The sequence below is a fragment of the Acidobacteriota bacterium genome (genome assembly GCA_039030395.1).
In the GTDB taxonomy this organism is placed as follows: domain Bacteria; phylum Acidobacteriota; class Thermoanaerobaculia; order Multivoradales; family JBCCEF01; genus JBCCEF01.
The window spans coordinates 62,492-78,254 of sequence record JBCCEF010000004.1 but is presented as its reverse complement, the minus strand read 5'-3'; the positions used below and the strand labels follow the sequence as shown (position 1 = coordinate 78,254).

General features: G+C 65.6%; 14 protein-coding genes. 6 read left to right on the top strand and 8 right to left on the bottom strand.

Annotated features, from left to right (window positions below; translation table 11 throughout):
• Positions 1–3: 3 nt before the first annotated feature.
• The 4 genes from AAF481_06230 to AAF481_06215 all read right to left on the bottom strand — a co-directional run bounded on the left by AAF481_06230 (position 4) and on the right by AAF481_06215 (position 3,127).
• The gene (locus AAF481_06230) at positions 4–792 is read right to left on the bottom strand and encodes an enoyl-ACP reductase (protein MEM7480751.1); all 789 of its coding nucleotides are present in this window, start codon (positions 790–792) and stop codon (positions 4–6) included.
• A 28-nt stretch (positions 793–820) separates the two neighbouring features.
• The gene (locus tag AAF481_06225; GenBank protein MEM7480750.1) at positions 821–1,498 is read right to left on the bottom strand and encodes a TonB family protein; all 678 of its coding nucleotides are present in this window, start codon (positions 1,496–1,498) and stop codon (positions 821–823) included.
• Between the two features lie 305 nt (positions 1,499–1,803).
• Positions 1,804–2,262 carry a SufE family protein gene (locus AAF481_06220; GenBank protein ID MEM7480749.1) on the bottom strand — a complete coding sequence of 153 codons (459 nt, stop codon included), beginning with the start codon at positions 2,260–2,262 and terminating at the stop codon, positions 1,804–1,806.
• A 1-nt stretch (position 2,263) separates the two neighbouring features.
• On the bottom strand, positions 2,264–3,127 hold the full coding sequence (locus AAF481_06215; GenBank protein MEM7480748.1) for a sulfurtransferase: 864 nt from the start codon (positions 3,125–3,127) through the stop codon (positions 2,264–2,266).
• Positions 3,128–3,470: 343 nt separating this feature from the next.
• On the opposite strand from AAF481_06215, the gene icd reads away from it, so the two are divergent.
• Positions 3,471–4,760 carry an isocitrate dehydrogenase (NADP(+)) gene (icd, locus tag AAF481_06210; GenBank protein MEM7480747.1) on the top strand — a complete coding sequence of 430 codons (1,290 nt, stop codon included), beginning with the start codon at positions 3,471–3,473 and terminating at the stop codon, positions 4,758–4,760.
• A gap of 12 nt (positions 4,761–4,772) precedes the next feature.
• Here icd and AAF481_06205 read toward each other — a convergent pair whose 3' ends face one another.
• A complete protein-coding gene (locus AAF481_06205) occupies positions 4,773–5,708 on the bottom strand; it encodes a calcium/sodium antiporter (GenBank protein ID MEM7480746.1) in 936 nt (311 codons plus the stop codon).
• A 105-nt stretch (positions 5,709–5,813) separates the two neighbouring features.
• On the opposite strand from AAF481_06205, the gene AAF481_06200 reads away from it, so the two are divergent.
• The 4 genes from AAF481_06200 (at position 5,814) to AAF481_06185 (ending at position 10,509) form a co-directional block, all read left to right on the top strand.
• Complete coding sequence (locus AAF481_06200) at positions 5,814–6,764, top strand: COX15/CtaA family protein (protein MEM7480745.1); 951 nt, start codon at positions 5,814–5,816, stop codon at positions 6,762–6,764.
• Complete coding sequence (locus tag AAF481_06195) at positions 6,761–7,222, top strand: PaaI family thioesterase (GenBank protein MEM7480744.1); 462 nt, start codon at positions 6,761–6,763, stop codon at positions 7,220–7,222. The genes AAF481_06200 and AAF481_06195 overlap by 4 nt, the downstream gene beginning before the upstream one ends.
• Positions 7,223–7,231: 9 nt before the next feature.
• The gene (locus tag AAF481_06190) at positions 7,232–7,837 is read left to right on the top strand and encodes an isoprenylcysteine carboxylmethyltransferase family protein (GenBank protein MEM7480743.1); all 606 of its coding nucleotides are present in this window, start codon (positions 7,232–7,234) and stop codon (positions 7,835–7,837) included.
• A gap of 113 nt (positions 7,838–7,950) precedes the next feature.
• Complete coding sequence (locus AAF481_06185; GenBank protein ID MEM7480742.1) at positions 7,951–10,509, top strand: VWA domain-containing protein; 2,559 nt, start codon at positions 7,951–7,953, stop codon at positions 10,507–10,509.
• A gap of 23 nt (positions 10,510–10,532) precedes the next feature.
• Here the strand turns inward: AAF481_06185 and AAF481_06180 are convergent, their stop codons facing one another.
• Positions 10,533–12,752 carry a prolyl oligopeptidase family serine peptidase gene (locus AAF481_06180; GenBank protein ID MEM7480741.1) on the bottom strand — a complete coding sequence of 740 codons (2,220 nt, stop codon included), beginning with the start codon at positions 12,750–12,752 and terminating at the stop codon, positions 10,533–10,535.
• A gap of 134 nt (positions 12,753–12,886) precedes the next feature.
• Between AAF481_06180 and AAF481_06175 the strand changes: the two genes are divergently transcribed.
• Positions 12,887–13,597 carry a hypothetical protein gene (locus AAF481_06175; GenBank protein MEM7480740.1) on the top strand — a complete coding sequence of 237 codons (711 nt, stop codon included), beginning with the start codon at positions 12,887–12,889 and terminating at the stop codon, positions 13,595–13,597.
• Here the strand turns inward: AAF481_06175 and AAF481_06170 are convergent.
• Together AAF481_06170 and AAF481_06165 are read right to left on the bottom strand one after the other, a co-directional pair.
• The gene (locus AAF481_06170) at positions 13,580–14,356 is read right to left on the bottom strand and encodes a cobalamin-binding protein (GenBank protein ID MEM7480739.1); all 777 of its coding nucleotides are present in this window, start codon (positions 14,354–14,356) and stop codon (positions 13,580–13,582) included. The genes AAF481_06175 and AAF481_06170 overlap by 18 nt on opposite strands.
• A 5-nt stretch (positions 14,357–14,361) precedes the next feature.
• A complete protein-coding gene (locus AAF481_06165) occupies positions 14,362–15,747 on the bottom strand; it encodes a M23 family metallopeptidase (GenBank protein MEM7480738.1) in 1,386 nt (461 codons plus the stop codon).
• Between the last annotated feature and the right edge of the window lie 16 nt (positions 15,748–15,763).

Below are 15,763 nucleotides of genomic sequence, written 5' to 3'. Positions count from 1 at the left end.
CGGTCAATCCTCCGGCAGTTCCATCCCCATGGCGTGGAAGCCACCATCGACGTAGACCGTCTCACCGGTGATGCCGCCGGCCAGCGGCGACAGGAGATAAAGACCCAGGTTTCCGACATCCTCTTGGGTGACGTTTTCGCCTAGCGGCGCCATGCCGGCGACTCGCTTGTACATCTTGATGAAGCCCGGAATGCTCCTCGCCGCCACGGTACGCACCGGCCCGGCGGAGACGGCGTTCACCCGCACCTTCTTCTTCCCCAATTCGTAGGCCAGGTAGCGCACACTCGCTTCGAGAGCGCTCTTGGCGACTCCCATCACGTTGTACTTGGGCACCACCTTCTCGGCGGCGTAGTAGGTCAGGGTGATCAGGCCACCGCCCTCGTTCAGCAGCGGCTCCGCCTCACGCGCCACCGCCACCAGAGAGTAGGCGGAGATCTCAAGGGCGGTGACCCAGTCGTCACGGGTGGTCTCGATGTAGCGACCGTCCATCGCCGGCCGCGGCGCGAAGGCGATGGCGTGGACCACGTAGTCGAGGGTTCCCCAAGCCTGCCGGAGGTCCGCGAATACCGCCTTCAAGCTGGCCTCGTCGGTGACATCGCACTCGTAGAGGCGAGCTCCCTCCATGTCGGCGGTGAGCTTTTCGAGTTCGCCCTTGAGCCGCTCTCCCTGGTAACTGAAGGCGAGCTGGGCACCGGCTTCGTGCAGCTTTTGGGCAATTCCCCAGCCCAGACTTCGTGCGTTGGCGACGCCCATAACGAGGGCGCGCTTTCCTGCCAGATCGATGGAAATCATGGACGGATCTTAGCAGCCGGGGCACTCCCTACTGCAGCGAGAAACGCACCGTCACCTCCATCTCCACCTCGACCGGCTTGCCGCGCAAAGTCGCCGGCTCGTACCTCCACCGGGACACCGCTTCCGCCGCCGCCGCGTCGAGGCCAAAGGGAAGATCTTTCAAGACCGTCACATCTCTGACCCGACCGGTGCGGTCAAGGGTCGTCCTGAGCACGACCACTCCCTGATATCGCACCCTCCGTGCAATCTCAGGATAGATCGGATCCGGCGCGAAGATCTTCGCCGGCCGCCGGATCTCACCGCCGATGCGCAGCACGCCCACCGGTTCGATCGGCGGCGGGGCCGTTGGGACATCGAGGACGAGATCCGTCTCGGGCAGATCGAGAGCCGGTTCGATCTCGTCGAGGGTTCTCAGCGGTTCGGGATCGTTGGGCGTGGGGTCCGGCACCGGAACCCTGCGGGCTCGGCGCTTCGGAATCTCCGGCACCGGTTCGATAACCGGCGGCTTGAAGCGAACCTGCTGAACGACGAACACTCTGGGGTTCTCCGCCTCCGGAGTTGCCTGGGCTCCGGCTTCGGGAAACGGGATCAGCAGGAAAACCGCGTGAGCCACCACTGCCGCGGCGAGGGCCCAGCGCAAACGCGAGGGCGATTCATCGACTATCCATGGGAACTCTTGAGCCTCGGGGGAGAGTTTTTCGGGCATGGGAACACCTCCTCGAATCGCCCAGGGCCGAAGTCGACCGGCGATTCATAACCAACAGATGAGAAGGGCTCCGCGCGGGGCCGGCTACGTACTTCTAAGACACCGCCGAGGACGGTTTGGTTCCCGGCGAGAGGAGGAAGGAAGATCTTCCCAATTCTGCGACCGAGCCCGAAGGGCGAGGCGGCGCCGGAGGCGCCGAGGATGGGGTGAGGCCGAAAAATCAGCACTTTTCGGCCGAGGGGGCGCCCAGCCCCCTAAAGAGGATTAAGCTAGCAGGTTGCTGAAAAAATAGGCCGAAGGCCTTTTCAGCAACCTGCTAGCTTGGCGAAGTTCTGCACCATGGAGACCATGCCCATCAGCCCCATGGATTTGCCCATCGACAGTTCGCGGCCGAACAGGCCATAGATGATGTCGCCGGGCACCCGCGCCACCTGTTCGAGAGGGGCACCGGAAAGGGTGTCGTCGAGGATCACGGCCATCGCCATCGCCGAGATGCCCTGCGGATTTTCCACCGCGAAGTGGAACTTGAGGGTGTTGTCCGGTTGGCGGACGGCCCAGACGAAGGCTTCGGACTCGCAAGCCGGCACCCGATGCTCTTCGCCGTAGGGCTTTTCCGCCACTTCGGCGGACACGCTCCGGAAGCGCTCGGCGGTATCGATGAGGACCTGAATGCGGTCCGCCCGCTCCATCATCGAGAACAGGTCGAGAGTGTCCCGCAGCTTCTCCGGCAGCTCCGCTGTGACCGTTTGGCTCAGCTCGGACACGCTACCTCTCGATGGGAACGTTGACCAGGTTGCCCCACTCGGTCCAGCTTCCGTCGTAGTTGCGCACCCGGTCGTAGCCCAGCAGGTGGGTGAGCACAAACCAGGTGTGGCTGCTGCGCTCGCCGATGCGGCAGTACACCACTACATCGTCGTCCGGCGACAGGCCGGCTTCACCCTGGTAGATCTCCTCGAGCTCCGCGGCGCTCTTGAAGGTACCGTTCTCCGGTTTGATGGCTCGCGCCCAAGGTACGTTGGCGGCGCCGGGAATGTGGCCGCCCCGCAGCGCTCCTTCGTTCGGGTAATCCGGCATGTGGAGGCGCTCGCCGGAGTACTCCTCCGGACTCCGCACATCGATCATCGAACCCGCCGAGTTCAGATGCGCCAGCACCTGATCCCGGAAGGCGCGGATCTGCGAGTCGTCGCGCTCCGGAGCGCGGTACTCGGAGGCCGGGTAGGAAGGCACGTCCTTGGTCGTCGGCCGGTTCTCCTTCGCCCATTTGAGGCTACCGCCGTCCATCACCTTGACGTGGTCGTGGCCGAAGAGCTTGAACACCCAGAAGGCGTAGGTAGCCCACCAGTTGTTCTTGTCGCCGTAGAAAACCACGGTGGTGTCGTTCTGGATCCCGAGCCGCCGCATCAACGCCTGAAACTCTTCGCGGCCCAAGTAGTCCCGGCGCAGAGGGTCATTCAGGTCGCGCGTCCAATCGACCTCGACAGCGCCGGAGATGTGGCCGGAGGGGTACAGAAGGGGATCTTCGTTCGATTCGATAATCCGCACCTTGGGATCGTCGAGGTGCTCGGCCACCCAATCGGTGGAAACCAGCACCTCCGGCCGGGCATAGCCTCGGTTCGCAATATCGCTCATGGGTCGTATGACTCCTCGTTGGAAACCGCGTGGTCGGGCGCCGTGCTCATCCAACGCCAGAAAGTGGATCCTAACAGGCTGCTAACAGACTGCTGAAAGGCGCTGTGCGCATGATTTCAGCAGGCTGTTCGCTGTCTGTTTCCAGGGCGCTAGGCGCCCGCACACGGTCCGCCCCTCACCCGAAAAGACAAGTCCTACGGGCTCACCCCATCCTCGGCAGCTCCGCTGCCACCTCGCCCTTCGGGGTGCGGATCAGGCTCTGAGCACCCTGCTAACATACCTCCAGCCCTTCTAGCACTCGCTGCATAAACTCAAAATTTGGCTTGATTCAGGAGATATCTTCATGACCTATCGACACATCCGGCTTCCCGAGCAGGGCAGCAAGATCACCGTACAGGACGGCAAGCTGGCGGTGCCGAACGACCCCATCCTCGGTTTTGTCGAGGGCGACGGCATCGGAGCGGACATCACGAAGGCCGCTCTGCGGGTGTGGGACGCCGCCGTCGAGAAAAGCTACGACGGGCAGCGCAAGATCCACTGGGCAGAACTCTATTTCGGCGAGAAGGCCGCCGGGCTCTACGACGGCGACTACTACCCGGAAGAAAGTCGCAACGCTCTGACGGATCTGATCGTCTCGATCAAGGGACCCTTGACCACGCCGGTGGGCGGCGGCTTCCGGTCGTTGAATGTCTCCCTGCGGCAGGACCTCGACCTCTACGCCTGCGTGCGGCCGGTGCGCTGGTTTCAGGGGGTGCCCTCACCGATGCGCCACCCGGAGGAGATCGACGTCACCATCTTCCGGGAGAACACCGAGGACGTCTACGCCGGCATCGAGTACCAGGCCGGTTCGCCGGAGAACGACAAGCTGGCCGCCTTCCTGCGCGACGAGATGGGCGCCGAGTTCTTCGAAGGCTCCGGCCTCGGGGTCAAGCCGATCAGCGCCTTCGGCACCAAGCGCCTGGTGCGCAAGGCCATCCAGTACGCCATCGACCGCGGCCTGGGGAGCGTCACCCTGGTGCACAAGGGCAACATCATGAAGTTCACCGAGGGGGCCTTCCGCACCTGGGGCTATGAGGTGGCGGCGGAAGAATTCGGCGACGTGACGATCCCCGAGCAGGCCGTGTGGGACGACCACGGCGGCCAGGCGCCGGAGGGCAAGATCGTCATCAAGGACCGCATCGCCGACATCATGTTCCAGCACATGTTGCTCCGGCCGGCGGAGTTCGACGTGATCGCCACCAGCAACTTGAACGGCGACTACCTGTCCGACGCGATCGCCGCCGAGGTGGGTGGCGTGGGCATTGCGCCGGGCGCCAACATCGGCGAACACGTCGCCCTGTTCGAAGCCACCCATGGCTCCGCTCCAAAGTACACCGGCAAGGACATGGCCAACCCCGGCTCGCTGCTGTTTTCCGGCGTAATGATGCTCGAATACATCGGTTGGCAGGAAGCCGCCGACATGATCAAAGGCGCCTACCCGCGGGTGGTGGGCAAAAGAATCGTCACCTATGACTTCGCCCGCCAGATGGAAGGTGCCACCAAGGTGCCGACGTCGGGCTTCGCCGACGCGCTGGTCGATGAAATCCGCACCCACGGCCGGGCGCTGATCGACGAGGAGCGTGCGGGGCGGTAACCGCCCCGGCGGTCAGAAGAATAGTGACGTCGTGTAGGCCAGATAACCCGCCAGCAGGAGGCCGCCTTCGATCTTCGACAGGCGGCGGCGGGTGATCAGGAAGAGCACCAGCAAGAGGCTGAAGGCCATCATCACCAGGTAGGGAACCCAGATTTCCGACAGCACGACCGGGATCGGCGTCACCAGCGAGGCGATGCCGAGAATGGCGAGGACATTGAAAACGTTCGAGCCGATGATGTTGCCAAGAATCAAGTCTCCCTCACGCCGCACGGCGGCGACGATGGCCGCGGCGAGTTCCGGCAGGCTGGTGCCGAGGGCCACCGCCGTGATGCCGATCACCGTTTCGGAGATGCCAAAGCCGCGGGCCAGGGTCACCGCTCCCTCCACCAGCAAGTAGGCGCCGCCCACCAGCAGGGCGATTCCCGCCACAATCTCCACCAGCGAGCGGCCGATAGAAGCCGTCGGCTCGCCGTAGACCTCTTCGAACTCGCCTTCGACCCGCGACGCCTCTTTCTCGCGCAGCAGTACCCACAGGTAGAGGATCAGCAGGCCGACCAGGAACAGGGCGTCGAACAACCCGTACCCACCGTCGAGGGCGAGGGGCACCATCAGCAGCGAGGTGAAGATCATGAAGGGCACCTCGCGACGAATGAACCGCGCCTCGGCCACCATCGGGAAGATCAGTGCCGCCGATCCCAAGATCAGCCCGACATTGGCGACATTCGAGCCCAGAACATTGCCGATCGCGACCTGCGGAGAACCCTGAAAGGCCGCCACCAGGGTGGCCGCCAGCTCTGGGCTCGAGGTACCGAAAGCCACCACCGTCAGCCCCACCACCAGCGGGCTCATACCCAGCCGCCGGGCGAGCGAGGAGGAACCCCGCACCAGCCCTTCGCCACCGAAATACAGCAGGACGATGCCGGCCACGATCCACGCGATTTCGATCACTTCCACCCTCCTCGATAAAACGGCCTAGTCTTCGGGCGCCCCGAAGGGTAACAGCACCGGACGCTTGGAGAACAGCACACCGCTAGTGAGCACCGGACTGGTAGAGTGAAGGCCTCTCTGGAGCCCACCCCGGTGCCTTCGTCCCCACATACCCGATTCGCCCGCTTCGCCTGGGCCATCCTCGCCTACAACCTGCTGGTGGTGATGTGGGGAGCCTTCGTGCGGGCTACCGGTTCCGGCGCCGGCTGCGGAAGTCACTGGCCGCTGTGCAACGGCGAAGTGGTGCCGCGGGCCGAGAGCGTCGAGACGATGATCGAGTTCAGCCATCGGCTGACCAGCGGCCTCGACGGTTTCCTCGTACTGGGAATGACGATCTGGGCCTGGCGCGCCTTTCCCCGCCCCCATCGGGTGCGCAAGGCGGCCTTTGTAGCGCTGGTTTTTCTGATCTTCGAAGCGCTGATCGGCGCCGGTCTGGTGCGCTTTGAGCTGGTGGCCGACAACGCCTCCCTGACCCGCGCCTGGGTGATGGGGGCGCATCTGGTCAACACCTTCTTCCTGCTCGCCGCCCTCGCTCTCACCGCCCATTGGTCATCCGGCAATCCTGGACTGGCTTGGTCGCACAACCGCCGCACCGCGGTGGTGGCCGGCGGCGGCGTGTTGGCCCTCTTGATCGTCGGCCTGAGCGGCGCCGTCGCCGCCCTGGGAGACACCCTCTTCCCGGCCGAGAGTTTCGCCGCCGGCCTGGCGATGGATCTGTCGCCCACTGCCCACATCCTCGTGCGGCTGCGAGTGTTCCATCCCTTCATCGCCATCGGCGGCGCAGCGATCGTCGGCTTCGGCGCCTTTGCCCTGGCGCGCTGGCGGCCTTCGCCGGCGGTCCACAAGATGAGCCGAATCTTCTTCGGCCTGTATGTCGCCCAGCTTGTCCTCGGAGTGATCAACCTGGGGTTGGCGGCGCCGGTTTGGATGCAGCTCGTCCATCTGCTGGTGGCGGACCTAGTGTGGATTGCATGGGTGCTGCTTGGCGCCGAAGCGCTGGCGAAGCACCGACCATGACGAGACCCGCCTTCGAACCCCAATTCGCCGGCTATCGGGAGCGGCTGATCGAGAGTTTCCATAGTCAACAGGTGATGCACACCCTCGGCGCGACCCTCGGCGACGTTCGCCCCGGCGGGGTTGCAATCGAGTTTCCCTTTCGCCCCGATTGGTCTCAGCAGCACGGCTTCGTCCACGCCGGCATCATCGCCACGGTGCTCGACAGCGCCTGCGGCTACGCGGCGTTCTCCCTGATGCCGGAGAACGCCGCCGTGTTGACCGTCGAGTTCAAGATCAACCTCCTGTCGCCGGCGGCGGGAGACACCTTCCGAGCCGTCGGCACCGTGGTGAAGCCCGGGCGGACGATCACCGTCACCGAGGGCGAAATGTTCGCCGTCACCGGCAGCGAGGAGAAGCTGATCGCCTCGATGGTAGGGACGATCATGAGCGTCTTCGATCGCCCGGGCGTCGAGGGCTAGCAATCCGCGGTGGCCCTGATCGCCTACACGCTGTTCCTGGTTCTGGGAGTGGGGATGCGCGTGCTCCTGCACCACCGCAGAACCGGAGATTCCGGGGTGCGGGTCTCGAACGCCACCGCCCGGCCGGCCGCCAGGCTTTCGAACGTGCTGCTCATCGTCGCCTTCTTGGGCACCTTCGGGCTGGCCGCCTGGGACACCTTCGGCGGTTTGCCGCAGGCCTGGTCGCCGGGCCGGCTCGGCCTCCTCGTGGGCTCGGCCCTGTGCGTCCTGGGCATCGCCGGAACGATCCTCTCGCAGCACCAAATGGGGGCCGCCTGGCGCCTCGGCGTCGACGAAACGGAGCGAACGGATCTGGTGATCCACGGGCTCTACGCCTACAGCCGGAACCCCATTTATTTCGCCATCATGGTTTTCGGCCTGGGGTTGGGGCTGCTGGTCCCCCATCCGTGGATGGTGCTCTTCCTGCTCATCGGCTATCTCGCCATCGAGGTGCACGTCCGGAAGGTCGAAGAGCCCCACCTGCTCCAACTCCACGGTGAAGAGTTCGAGCGCTACCGGCGGCGGGTCAACCGGTACGTGCCCATTGCACCGGGGCCGAGCAGCCGCAGACGCTAAGGGAAATGCGGCTCCAGCATGGAACCTGATACGCTTTTTCGACGATGTTCGCGCCGGGGAGTGAATCGACTTCCAGAAGGTCCAACCCACCCGATGTCGTCGTATATAGGGGTGTGCCGGCGATCGTCTTCCTGCTGATCCTGTTGTTCTCCGCTCTCCTTTTGCCAGGAAGCGCCGACGCCTTGCCGGCCGCCGGCACCGATACGGCCGCTGAAGAGCTACCGGGCGCTACGCAGATCGGCGGCGAAGCCCGCTCCGAAGATCCGTCCGACTACGACAACCCGATGGAGGCGTTGGCGCCGCGCTTTCGCCAGTGGCTGAAAGCGGCAGCGGCGTTCATCACCGTCGCCGAACGGCGCGCCTTCCTGGCGCTGACCCGCGACTACCAGCGCGACGCCTTCATCGACCGTTTCTGGCGCATGCGGGATCCCTACCCGGAAACCGGCCGCAACGAACTCAAGGAACGTTGGGAGCGCACCGCCAGCACCATCGAGGCGCGCTACGAGACCTTCGAGGACGACCGCGCCCGCATCATGCTCACCCACGGGATGCCGCAGGGCGGCTTCCAGGTGCGCTGCACCACGACCCTGATCCCGGCGGAGGTGTGGGTTTACCAGCGCAGCGAGATGGTGGATTTCTCGTTCTTCCTGGTGTTCATCAAGCCCAAGCACCGAGGGCCGGCGTACATCCTGCGGCCGGGCCAGGAAACCTTCTACCAGGGCACCCTCGAACGCGCCGAAGAGTGCCTGAACGGCAAACGGCTGATCGACGTGCTGCAGGTCATGCGCCGGATGGGGGCGGACTATCAACGGGCGCTCAACCGGGTGCTCGCCAAGCCACGGCCGCGGAGCGAGGAGTGGCTCGCCACCTTCGCCGCTTTCTCCACCGACCTCGAGGAGGGAGCGATTCCCTTGACCGCCGACCTGGAGATCAGCTACCCGGGGCGGCGCGACAGTCGCACGGTGGTGCAGGGCCTGCTTTCCATTCCCCGTGGCGAGGTCGGCATCGGCGAGTTCGCCGGCTATCGCTCGGCGGACTTCCTGCTGGTCGGCGAGGTGGTGGCGGAGGACCGGCTATTCGAGAACTTCCGCTACAAGTACGGTTTCCCGGAGGATTCCCTTCCGGCCACCGAGTCCATTCCCTTCGCCTTCCAGCGCTTCCTGCGTCCCGGCGATTACCGGATGATCTTGAAGCTCGAAGACCTCAACGGCAAGGCGGTCTTCCGGGAGGAACGGGAGATCATCGTGCCGCGGGTGGAGCAGTTGATCGCCCGGCCGAACACCACCGACTCGGAAACGTCGCGCATCTTCGCCGAGGCGACGGCTTCCATCGCCGCCGGCGAGACCACCGTCCGCATCATTCCGCCGCTGGGCGATCTGCAGACCGGCCTGGTGCGCATCGACACCCTGGCCGTCGGCGACGACATCGAACGCATGCGCTTCTACCTGGACGAACGGCTGGTGATCACCAAAAACCGGCCGCCCTTCAACGTCGAGATCGATCTCGGCGAGTATCCGCAGATCCACACCCTGCGGGTCGAGGCGTTCAACGCCGAAGGCCTGAACATCGCCAGCGACGAGGAGCTGATCAACGCCGGCAGCAACCGCTTCTCGGTGCGGTTGATCGAACCGACCAAGGGTCGCCGGTATGCCCAGAGCGTGCAGGCCCAGGCGGAAGTGGAAACGCCCGACGGACGGGAAGTCGAACGGGTGGAGTTCTTTTTGAACGAGCAGATGATCGCCACCCTCTACCAGCCGCCCTACAGCCAGCCGGTGCTGCTGCCGGACTCCGACGACTTGGTCTATGTGCGGGCCGTCGCCTACCTACCGGACGGCAACTTCACCGAGGACGTGGTGTTCGTCAACGCGCCGGAGTACCTGGAAGAGCTGGACGTGCAGTTCGTCGAGCTCTACACCAGCGCCTTCGACGGCCGGGGTCGACCGGTGCGCGGCCTCACCCGGGAAGAATTCCAGGTGACCGAGGACGGTGTGCCGCAGACCATCTCCCGCTTCGAGGAGGTGCGCGACCTGCCGATCCACGCCGGCATCCTGATCGACAACTCCGGCTCCATGCGCGGCAGCCTGGAGAAGGCCCGCCGGGCGGCGCTGTCTTTCTTCGAGCAGGCCATCACCCCGAAGGACCGGGCGGCGGTGATCACCTTCAACAAGTTCCCGCACCTGGCGGTCAAACTCACCAACAACCTGCAGTCCCTGGGCGGCGGCCTGGCCGGGCTGACGGCGGAAGGCGAAACGGCTCTCTACGACAGCCTGATCTTCTCCCTCTACTACTTCGCGGGCATCAAGGGACAGCGCGCCCTGCTGGTGCTCTCCGACGGCCGCGACGAGGCGAGCAAATTCACCTTCGACGACGCCCTCGAATACGCTCGCCGAGCCGGCGTGACGGTGTACACCATCGGCTTGAGCCTCGACTCCGCCGACGCCCGCCGCAAGCTCGACAAACTGGCCGACGAAACCGGCGGCCGCAGCTTCTTCATCAGCGACATCGACTCTCTCGAGACCATCTACACGGCGATCCAGGAAGAGCTCCGCAGCCAGTACCTGATCGCCTACCAGTCTTCGAACAGCGAAGAGGATCGGGAGTTTCGGACGGTGGAGTTGGAAACCACCCGGAGCAACGTCAAGGTAAAGACCATCAGCGGGTATTACCCCTAGCTAGCCCGCGACCTGTTGGTTTCCTACGGGCCGCTGCTCGATGAGGCCGCCGGCGCACTCGCCGTGGAGGAGGCCGCTTCGGCTCGCTCCGACCCTGCCAGCATTCCTAGCTGCCACATCATGAAGATGCGCTGGTCGGCGGTTTCGCGAATGCGATCCGCCAGGGGTTTGCCGGCGCCGTGGCCGGCGGATTGTTCGACCCACAGGAGGATGGGGTCGACCTCCGGATCGCTGGTGGTCGAGGCCTGGAGCCGCGCCGCCATCTTGCGGGCGTGGAGCGGGTGCACCCGGGCGTCGTTCTCGCCGGCGGTCAGAAGCACCGCCGGATAGGGCGTGTCGGCCTCGACGTTGTGGTACGGCGAGTAGGCCTTGAGCACCTTGAAGTGTTCCGGATCGTCCGCCGAACCGTACTCCGGCACCCAGAACTTGGCCATCAGGAAGTGGTGGTAACGGAGCATATCCAGGAGCGGCACGGAGGAGATCACCGCCGCGAACAAGTCCGGCCGCTGGGTGAGGGCCGCGCCGGTCAGCAGACCGCCGTTCGAGCCACCGGTAATGCCCAGGCGCTCCGGCCGAGTGTAGCCCTCGCGCACCAGATACTCGGCGGCGGCGATGAAGTCGTCAAAGACGTTCTGCTTGCGGTCGAGCATGCCCGCCCGGTGCCATTCGTCGCCCAGCTCTCCCCCGCCGCGCAAATTCGCCACTGCGTACACGCCGCCGGCTTCGAACCACGGGAAGAGGGTAGCCGTGAAGGACGGGGTCATGGCGATGTTGAAACCGCCGTAGCCGTAGAGCAGGGTCGGATTGTTGCCGTCCAGCTTCAAACCCTTCTTGTGGACCACGAACATCGGCACCATGGTGCCGTCTTTGGAGCGGTACTTGACCTGCCGCACCTCCACGGCATCCGGGTCCACCGGAATCTCCGGCCGCGCCCACAGGGCACGCTCGCCGGACTTCAAATCCACCCGGTAGATGCTGGTGGGTTCGTTGTAGCTGGTGAAGGTGAGGAAGGCTTCCGTGCGGTCCGCCTCGGTGTCGAGCTCCGCCGAGCCGATGCCCGGTAGGTCGAGGGGACCGAGGGACTCGCCGTCGAGGTCGTAGACTTCGATGCGGCTGACGGCGTTGTCCAGAAAGCTGGCGGCGATCACGCCGCGGCCGATGGAGACGTTTTCGAGCACCCCCGTCGGGCTCTCGGGCACCAGCTCCCGCCAGGACTGCCGCGCCGGATCCGTCAGATCCACCGCCACCACCCGACCGTTCGGCGCGTCGATGGTGGTGTGGAGGTAGAGGGTGTCGCCGATCACTTCGCCGAAACTGCGGGCATCTTCGCCGATCAGAATCTCCGTCTTGTGGAACTCGCCGGTGCGCAGCCAGCGATTGAGATCGACCGCCCACAGATCGTTCGAGTCGGTGCCGGTCCAGTACATCAGCAGCAGCCAGCGGCCGTCGCGGCTGGTCGAGGCGTAGGGACCCCAGGTGGTCGCCAGAGGACCCTCGGTGTACTGCTCGAAGAGCACCGGATCCTGCCGGTGGTGATCCCCCAACAGGTGGAACTTGACCTGGCCGGAGTAGGGATTGTCGACGTCCGCCAGGCGGCGGTATATGAAGCCCGAGGAGTCCGGCAGCCAGCTCGCCTGCTGCACCTTGCCGGGAATCTCGTCCGCCAGCCAGCGACCGCGGTCGACATCGAGCACATGGAGCACCGTCTTCTCGTCGCCGGCCCGGAAAACGCCGAAGGCAAGTAGGGTGCCGTCCGGGTTGGGCGAGGTCCAGCCGATGGAGGTCAGTCCTTCGTCGTCCAGCTCGTTGGGATCGATCAGAACCTTCGGCTCGCCGTCGTGGCCCTCGCGCATATAGACCACCCACTGCGGCTGATCGCCTTCGCGCTGCCAGTAGAAGTAGCGGTTGCGGCGCATGGTCGGCGCGCTCACCGAGCCCACCTCCATCAAGTCTCGCAGCCGATCCTCCAGCGCCCGGCGCCCCGAAAGCTCATCGAGCACCTCCCGGGTGCGGGCATTCTGCTCTCGGGTCCACTCGGCAACCCGGCGGTCGAGGGTCGGGTCCTCGGCCGACAATTCCGGCGCCGCGCTGCCTTCGAGCCAACGGTAGGGATCCGACAGCACCGTACCGTGCAGCTTGTCGCGAGCTGCTTCTTCCTCGGCCGATGAAAAGCCGGTGGCCGCCACCATCACCATGGTGTACACCACCAGCCGCAGCGTCCGTCGAGCGCAGATCGTCCCCATACTTCGCTCCTCATGGTCGAGATTGTAGCCTTCACGAAGGTGCTTTCTTCATGCTTCGAGAGAACTTTCGAGTCTCGGCGGAAGCCCTCCGCCATCGGGATCGGTGACGACATAGTATCGAGGATGTGACCTCCATGGACAGTTCTCTCGCCGAAGGGCTGCGCGCCCGCCTCGATTCTCTGCTGCCGGAGGCGGTGGCGAAGGTCGTGCTGACGGACAACAAGAGCCGCCTCCTGACGGTCCGCAGCGAGCCGGCGAGCGGGGGCGCCACCGCTCCGGCCCTTTCCATTCGCGCCCACCGGGTCTTCGCCGAAGCGCCCGATGAAGTGGTGGAACAGCTCGCGCGTCTGTGCATGCCCCATGCTCAAAGACGTGCGGCTCTGGCCGCCGTCCGTGACTATTTCGAAGCACAGCGCGACGCCCGTCGGGTGCGTTCATCACCGGCCCGCACCCCGCCGATCACCACCCAGGGTGCGGTGTGGGACCTCCGGCTGCTCTTCGACCACCTCAACGAACACCACTTCGATCCACCGATCACCGCCGAAGTGACCTGGGGTCGTCGCCAGGGGCGCCGACGGCGACAGAAGTCCCTGCGCCTCGGCTCCTACGACGCCGATTCGCATCTGATCCGCATCCATCCGGCTCTCGACAGCCGCCGGGTACCCCGATTCGTCCTGGCGACGGTGATTCACCACGAGATGCTGCACGCGGTCTACCCGCCGATCTCCCGGCCGGGGCGACGGCGGATCATCCACGGCGCGGAATTCCGGCGCCGGGAGCGCGCCTATCCGGACTTCGAGCGCACCGAAGCCTGGCTGGCGAAACACCTATTTCGCTTGTGTTGAAACGGACTCCACGACCGAGCGGAGCGCCCGGAACCCTTCCACCAATCGGGGCGACGGCCGGCCGGTGATCGCCTCCGGAATACGAAATACCCGTCCCCGCCGCACAAACGGCAGCTCCCGCCAGGCCTCCTCCCGGTAGATCACGTCCGGCCGCACCTTCTCCGGCGCCACGCCGCACCAGGAGAGCACCATCGCGTCCGGTTCGAGGTCCCGCACTTCCTCCACCGTCAGCGGACGACTCTTGACTATGTCCTCACCCAGGGGGTTGATCCCTCCGGCGGCGGCGATGAGGTCAGTCATCCAGCTCAGGCGGCCGGGGGCGATCACCGGCTTCGGCCACCATTGGAGGAGAATGCGCGGCGTCTCGGCGGCCGGCGCCCGAGGGACCAGCGCCGCCTGCATCTCCGCCACCAGCGCCGCGCCGCGCTCCGGCACCTCCAAGCGCCCGGCGATCTGCTCGATATCCGAGTACACGTCTTCCAGGCCCGTCGGCTCCGGCGCCAGGTAAGGCAGGCCGGCCGCCGCCAGGCCTTCGACCACCCGCTCGTGGCCGTCTACCGTCAAGGTGGCGAGGACCAGGTCCGGCTTCAAGGCGGCGACGGCGGCGATGTCGATCTCGAGGTCCGGCCCCACCTTCGGCAGGGCCTTGACCACCGGCGCCGGAAAGTCCGAGTGGTCGTCCACCCCGACCAACCGGTCGCCGCAACCGAGGGCGCAGACGATCTCGGTGTTCGAGCAGGCGAGGGAGACGATTCTCATGGGGGTCAGTCCTGGTAGGAAAACGCCTCGCCCAGCTTGGCGGCGAAGCGGTCGCGGATCCACTGGCGGTCCCACCACTCCACCGGCGTGACGGGCATACCCTGGATCAAGATGCCGAAGTGCAGGTGATCGCCGCCGGCCAGGCCCGTTTCACCGCTCCGCCCGAGCACCTGGCCGCGCTCTACCCGCTCGCCTTCTTCCACCTCCGTTGACGACAGGTGCGCATAGAGGGTCATCAGGCCGTAGCCGTGATCGACCACCACCACGTTGCCGTAGATGCCGACGAAACGCGCCGCCACCACCACCCCGGCGTTGGCCGCCTCGATCGGCGCCCGCCGCACCGAGGCGAGGTCGAATCCCAAGTGGTACTGGGTGTCCACCGGCTCGCCGTTGTAGGTGTAGGTGCGGCGCACCGCGAAGGGCGACATGACCTGGGCGTTCTTCATCGGCAAGAAGGGCTCGCTCCACAGAAACTCCTTCGCGGACTCGGCGGCCAGCTCCACCAGCCAGCGTCGGTTCTCCTTACGCAGCTCGCCGTTGATCGCCAGGTAGCTGTCGAGCACCGTCTCGCCGGCCCGCACGGACGGCGTCTTGGCGAGAATCTCCGGCACCACCCGCGTCATGAAGTCGTCACTCAGGCGGATGGTGCCCTGAGCGACGGGCTTGGGGGCGAAGGTATCGAGAAAGCGCCGCTCGGCGCGGTTGCCAACATCATCCTGGACGACCAGAGTGACGGCCATCGAGTCATCCAGGTCGTAGGGCAACCCGTAAAGGGCGAAGTAGTCACCGCCGCCGCCGGGCAGCGGAAAGCCCGGAAACCAACGCTCACCGGCCGCCACACCGCTCTCGGTGGCGCCTTCACCGAGGCGGTAGACCACCACCCCGCTGCCGCCCTGCTGCACGTTGTGCTGGCTGGAAATCACCCCGATGGTGGGCGGCGAGAGGCGCACCGGCAGGGTCATCTCCGCCACCACCGGCTGCGGCCGACGCAGCCAGCTATCGGCGCGCTCGGCGATTACCCGCAAACTCGCCCGGCCGGACTTCAGCTCCTCGACGGTGTCGCCCCCCACTTCGAAGGCCAGAAGATCCTCCGCCGTCTTGGCGCCCCACGGCTTCCAGGCCGGCTGCGGCCGCCAGGTCTTCTCCGTCACCGGAAAGGTGCGATCCTCCTGCACCAGCTCGACCCGCGCCCGGTAGAGTCCACGGCGGGGCTCCGCGAGGCGCACCGTGACCGGCGTGGCGCGGCCGATGCCGGGCATCTCCGGCGTCATCGAGACGGACGGCTCGCCGCCGACCCGAAACATCGCCAGACCGCAGAAGACCAATACCAGCAAGATCAACACGGCGAGGAAACGCCGCAGGGAGTTCTTCTTTCGTCGCTCTCGTTCCATGGAGTTCTACCTATTC